General features: G+C 38.4%; 6 protein-coding genes and 1 pseudogene. All 7 read right to left on the bottom strand.

Translation table 11 applies throughout. The features are described 5' to 3' along the window. Window positions 1-9 precede the first annotated feature (9 nt). Window positions 10-1017 carry a HAMP domain-containing protein gene (locus FJ218_10495; protein ID MBM4167330.1) on the bottom strand — a complete coding sequence of 336 codons (1008 nt, stop codon included), beginning with the start codon at window positions 1015-1017 and terminating at the stop codon, window positions 10-12. Between the two features lie 84 nt (window positions 1018-1101). After that, a complete protein-coding gene (locus FJ218_10500) occupies window positions 1102-1788 on the bottom strand; it encodes a response regulator transcription factor (protein ID MBM4167331.1) in 687 nt (228 codons plus the stop codon). 61 nt (window positions 1789-1849) lie between these two features. Then, window positions 1850-2437: a DUF922 domain-containing protein gene (locus FJ218_10505; GenBank protein MBM4167332.1), complete on the bottom strand. Its 588-nt coding sequence runs from the start codon at window positions 2435-2437 to the stop codon at window positions 1850-1852. Window positions 2438-2491: 54 nt separating this feature from the next. Continuing rightward, on the bottom strand, window positions 2492-3697 hold the full coding sequence (locus FJ218_10510; protein MBM4167333.1) for a M24 family metallopeptidase: 1206 nt from the start codon (window positions 3695-3697) through the stop codon (window positions 2492-2494). 347 nt (window positions 3698-4044) lie between these two features. Continuing rightward, window positions 4045-4152 (bottom strand): annotated as a pseudogene (locus FJ218_10515) (YebC/PmpR family DNA-binding transcriptional regulator). A gap of 371 nt (window positions 4153-4523) precedes the next feature. Further along, window positions 4524-5909 (bottom strand): dihydropyrimidinase, encoded by a 1386-nt coding sequence (gene hydA, locus FJ218_10520; protein MBM4167334.1) that lies wholly within the window; start codon window positions 5907-5909, stop codon window positions 4524-4526. A gap of 125 nt (window positions 5910-6034) precedes the next feature. Continuing rightward, window positions 6035-6274: hypothetical protein (locus tag FJ218_10525; protein MBM4167335.1), on the bottom strand; the 240-nt coding region annotated here is incomplete at its 5' end.

A 6274-nucleotide genomic window follows, 5' to 3' on the forward strand; every position in this document is an offset into this window, starting at 1 on the left:
GATGGTAATTTATTCCGATTTCAACGTAAACCGAAATGCGCTTCCTTTGCCGAGTTCGCTTTGCACATCAATCTTACTTCCATGCGCTTCCACAATATGTTTTGCAATGGCAAGTCCTAATCCCGTTCCGCCAAGTTCCCGCGAACGATTTTTATCCACGCGATAGAAGCGTTCTAAAATTCTGGGCAAATGTTCTTCGGAAATTCCAACTCCGGTATCTTTAACCGTAATGCGAACGCCGGGAACAGTTTTTTCAAACGAAACAATGACACCTCCGTTTGCATTTGTGAATTTTATTGCGTTTGCGATGAGATTGGAAAAAACGATTTTCAATTGTTCTTTATCGCCGTATGCAGGGAACATTTTATTTTCCGATTCAAGGGAAAGGGAAATATTTTTCTGGTGTGCTAACGATTGAAACTCATTGATGATTGTTTCGAGAAATTCATACAATGAAAAATTCTCGAATCGCATTTTCATTTCACCGGATTCGATACGGGAAATTTCAATTAAATCAGCGAGCAAATCATTGAGGCGATGCGTATTGTTTAATGCTTTCTGTAAAAAGTCGCGGTTTACTCTTGTATCATCAATTGCTCCGTTCAGCAATGTTTCGAGAGATGCTTGCAAAGAAAAAATTGGCGTTCGTAATTCGTGGGAAACATTACCGAGAAATTCACTGCGCACATGTTCAAGTTTTTTCATTTGCACAATATCATCGTTCAATTTGGAAACCATTCCGTTCACTGCTTTGGCAAGTTTTCCGATTTCATCGTTTGAAGAAATTGAAATTCGTTTTTCTAAATTTCCCGAACGTATTTCTTCTGCCGCGTGAGCAATGTCATTTATCGGTTTTGCAATGCGTTTGGAAAGAATATTTCCGGCGATGGCAATGAAGACAAGAATAAGCAATGTAGAAAGCGCCGTTCCATGCAAGTGAAGAAGAAAATATTCGATGAGAATTATTCCAACGCCGAGCAGAAGAAAAAATATGTTGAGTTTTGTTTGGAGTTTCATTTCATATCACGTCATTCCGAACTTGTTCAGGGATCTCTTTGTAAAGATGCCGAAATAAATTCGGCATGACGAATTTTAGAATAACTATTGCACTTTCATTCGATAACCAATGCCTTTTATCGTTTCGATGCAATCGGCAAACTCTCCTAACTTCTCTCGAATTTTTCTGATGTGAACGTCAATCGTTCTATCATTCACGTGGACATCATTTCCCCAAATTTTGTCGAGTAGTTTCTCTCGTGTTACAACATCACCTTTATGTTTGATGAGATATTCAAGAAGGAAAAATTCTTTTTTCGGAAAGAACGTATCGGTCTTGTTGATGAAAATTTTATGCTGTTCGGGGAAAATTTCTATCGTGCCATAGGATACAGAAGAAGTTTTCGGCGATGCAATTTCTCGTGATTCATTTTTTCGCAACACGGATTTCACACGCGCAAGAAGTTTCGGAATCGAAATCGGTTTGATAATGTAATCATCCGCGCCAAGTTCAAGTCCAACAACTTCATCGAACTCGGAACTTTTTGCAGTAAGAAGAATTACGGGAATGTTTTCTGTATGAGAATATTTTCGCAACTGCTTCAACGTTTCAAATCCATCGAGATGCGGCATCATCACATCGAGCAACAGTAAATCCGGCTTTGATTCCGCTTTTTGCAGCGCGTCGTTTCCATTCGTAGCCGAAAGAACGTTGTAACCTTCTTTCATTAAATTGTACGAAAGGAGTTCGACAATATCGTTCTCGTCGTCAACAACAAGGATAGATTTCATTTATAAAATAAGTTAGATGTCGGCAGTCAGAAGTCAGAAGAAATAAAATATAAATGATTTTTCATTTGTCCATTGAAAGTTCTTGCAATTCTTTCAATAGAATGATTTGCCAATTTCTTTGTTCTTCAACATCGTTTCCGTGTTCAGTATCGCTGTCGTAATCTTCTTGTCTATCTTGTAATTCTTTCTCATTTTCATCTGCAAGTTTTTTTATTATCGCAGAAACGTTGTCAATGTTTTTACAATCTACTTCTGCTTCAGAAATTGCTTTTTTAAGTTTGCGAGAATAAAGTTCAGCAATAGTGAAGTGAAATTGCTCATGAACAAGCAAGGTATCGTTTCTTTTTTCATCCTTGACCCACGATTTTTCCGGAAGAAAGAACGCGTAAACGTCTAACGTGAACTTCAAGTTTTCGTATTTCCACGAATAGTTCACACCAACCCAACTTTGGGCATCGGCTTCAGCACTTTTTGGTGGTTCTTTCTTGAAATCATTCCACATAATTTTTGATGATTCACTCCATACAATTTCGATGTTTGTATAGCCATCACTGAGAGAAATATTTTTAGCAAAAAAAATAAAGCAAAAAAAAATTATTTTGAAGAACAAAGGTTTCATTTTTACTAAATCTGTATGAATCAACTTCATTCACGTTATCAGTGTTTCATTTTTAAAAAATTTTTCAAATCTTTCATCCGTAATCTATTTGAGAATAGCAATCATTTCTTTCTGTCGCGGTTCGCCGGTTACCATTACGTTTCCATCTTTCGTAATGAACACATCCACTTCGCTGCGAATGCCGAAATCGCCGGGCAAATACACTCCCGGCTCAATCGAAAAAGAAGTTTCGGGAATAATTAAACGCTCGTCGTGCGTTTCGAGATTATCAATATGCGCGCCGGTTCCGTGCAAATCTTCCGTAATCGAATGTCCCGTACGATGAACAAAATATTCGCCGTAGCCGCGCTCAACAATATAATTTCTTGAAACATCATCCACATCGCAGCCGCGTATTTTCTTTTTGTTGGCAAACGCATTTTCGACAAACGCGAACGCCGCATCTCGCGCACCCGCAACTACGTTAAACACTTTCACATATTTTTCCGGCACCGAACTTCCCAAAAATCCGACCCACGTAATATCGCCGTATGTTGCGCCGGGTTTATTTTTCTTTGCCCACAAATCAATTAACACAAAATCGTTTTCGTGCAACTCGCTGTGGATTTCTTTTGTCGGTTCGTAATGCGGATTTGCGCTGTTGGCATTCACGGAACAATTCGGGTCGAACTCCGTGTAGTAATCGTGCTTCTTAAAAATCGAAAGCATAAATTGCTGCACATCGTATTCGGTGATGCGCTGTTTCGCTTTTATTTTCTCGCGCATAAATGCAAACGTATCGTCCACAGTTTGCCGCAATACTTTTGAAACTTCGAGGTTGTCGCGGAGTTGTTCATCGTTCCATCGCGCGTCGAAATATTGCGCAAGGTCAGCGGAAGAAACAATGTTCACGCCGCAATTTTTCACGCGCTCGATTGTTCCCGCATCTACTTTGGAAACATAAGGAATCGCATTCATCGGCGAGTATTCCATCGCAACGGTTTTCATTCCTTGCAACAGCCAACGCAAACCTTCGTCGCCTGATTTCCAACTCACGTATGTTTGTTTTGCGCCGGGCAAATGGTCAAGATTGAATTGCTCGATGTTATGCAGAAGTTTTTTCGGTTCGCCGCTTTTCGGAATGAGATAAAAAAATCTTCGCGATTGAACAATGTGCGACGGCATTTTCAAAATTTTCTGCGCAAACGAATTTGCTTTCCAGAAATCGTAAAAGAGCCAGCCATCAACGTTGTACTCTAACATCGCTTTTTGTATTTCAGTAATCGTGTTGGGATTGAATTGTGAAGACATAAAGTTGTTGAATAGAATAAAAAAATTTTGCGGCGAAAATATAGAAAGAAAATTAGAAGTATTTCTTAGGAATTGATAGTGTAGTTTAGTATTTCATTCGTTTTCTGCAAATTAAAAAACTCTTCTTTTGAAATTTTATTCTCATGGTGGAATTTTATGATGAGATAATAATTCTTTAAATGCCCACCATCTCGGCAGATGTGCCAGTGCTATTCAATATGGTGCTTCTTTATTCATACTAAGTCGCTCCTACTTTCTTGCTATACAATTGTGGTAATTTTAACCGCGTCCTAATGTTGATTCAAAGTAAATTATTTGAGATTGGATACATATAAACGTAGAGTTATTTGTTTTACTGCAATCGCAATTTCTTTTCCAAATTTAGTGAATGCTTTTGCAATTGTATTCCACCGTTTCATTTTTCGGTTTTTCCGAAATTCAAATGCACGTCCCATATTTAGTTATGATTATTATTTTTAGAAATCCATTTACTAATTATTTTTTATTGCTCTTTTTTTTATTCTCATAAAAAGTTTTGTTCCAAGTTTCAAAACAGTCAGCGAATCATAAAACGGTAATTTGCTATACATTATTCCACCAGTAAAATGTCATGGTCTACAACTTGATTCCAACAATGGAAAAATATATTTTTGAAATGTGTACATACTTTTCTCTGTTTGCTTTTTTGTTTGTTTTTTCATTGAAAATGAATTGGTATTGTTTACTACCATTAATACAATGAAGAAACCAACACCGATAAAATTTATTGTGAATTTCACTTGAGAAGAAAAAACTATAAACTGAAAACTACAAACTCTAAACTACTTTACTTCCACGCTCCAGCAAACGCATCACGCTTTATAAATTTTCCTCGCCCGGTTTTTCCAAACCAAGAATTATTTTCAACAATAACTTCGCCGCGTGAGAGAACTGTTTCTGCGTTTCCTTTTACTTTCCATCCTTCAAACATTGAATAATCTACGCGCATATGATGTGTGTGCGCGGAAATTGTATGTTCCGTATTTGGATTCCAAATAACAATATCAGCATCACTTCCGATTGCAATTGTTCCTTTGCGCGGATACATTCCGAACATCTTTGCCGGATTTGTAGAAACAATTTCTACCCAACGATTGAGCGTAATTCGTTTTTCATTTACGCCGTGATGATACAAAAGTTGCAAACGATTTTCTACTCCCGGTCCGCCGTTGGGAATTTTTGCAAAACTTTCCCTGCCAAGTTCTTTCTGCTCTTTAAAACAAAACGGACAATGATCAGTTGAAACAATTTGTAATGTATTTTTCCGTAGTCCCGCCCACAATTTTTCCTGATGCCATTTTTCGCGCAGGGGAGGAGTGAACACATATTTCGCTCCTTCAAAATTCGGTCGTTCCAATTCTTCGATGGAAAGTAAAAGATATTGCGGACACGTTTCGGCGAATGCGGGAATTCCTCTATCACGCGCTTCGGCAACTTTTTCCAACGCATCATTTGATGAAAGATGCACAATATACACGGGCGCACCAGCCATTTGTGCAAGTGAAATTGCACGATTCACTGCTTCACCTTCCGCAGTTGTTGGGCGAGTGAGTGAGTGATAAATCGGCGCGGCTTTTCCTTCAGCGATTGCTTTTTGTACGAGCAAATCAATCACGCCGCCGTTTTCTGCGTGCATACAAATCAGCGCGCCATTCTCAGCAGTTTTTCTCATCGCGCGAAAAATTGTTGCGTCATCCACCATCAACACATTCGGATATGCCATAAACAATTTGAAACTCGTAATGCCTTCGCGCACCATTTCATTCATATCTTCGAGATGCGCTTCGGGCAAATCGGTAACAATCATATGTAAACTAAAATCCACCGTCGAGATTTCCGCTTTCTTCATCCACACATCGAGCGCTTCACGAATTTTTGTTCCCTTCGCTTGAATCGCAAAATCAACGAGCGATGTTGTTCCGCCAAATGCAGCAGCGCGTGTTCCGGTTTCAAAATCGTCACTGGAAACTGTTCCTCCAAACGGCATATCCATATGTGTGTGAACATCAATGCCGCCGGGAATAACATATTTCCCTTTTGCATCAATTATTTTATCGGCTACAATTTTCAAATCATTTCCAATCGTAGAAATATTTTCTTTCTCAATAAAAATATCTGCTGTGTAATCTTGTTCCGCAGTAATGATGCGACCGTTTTTGATTAAGGTTGACATAAAGAATTTTAGAATTTAGAATGAAGATTTTAGATTTGAAAATTTATTCAACTGAAAAGAGAACGAGATTTGCATGTTTAATTTTTTAAACTCAAATCGCAAATCTCATCTCTCTTATTGAGAAATTACATTCCCCAATTTTCATCTGCTGATGGACCATACATTGCTGGTACTTTTCCGCCTGCGAGACGAATATATACCGACATTTGTCCACGATGATGAACCGCGTCCATTATCGTAAGCCAAAAAATATCGGCTTTGCGTACTTCTGCCGGTTGTTTTGGTCCAACATGCCACGTCATTGTTGAATTATATTCTTCTTCGGACATCGCTTTTATTTTTTCCATATTTGCTTTTGTAAGCAT

This window comes from Ignavibacteria bacterium (genome assembly GCA_016873775.1).
Lineage (GTDB): Bacteria > Bacteroidota > Ignavibacteria > UBA10030 > F1-140-MAGs086 > JAGXRH01.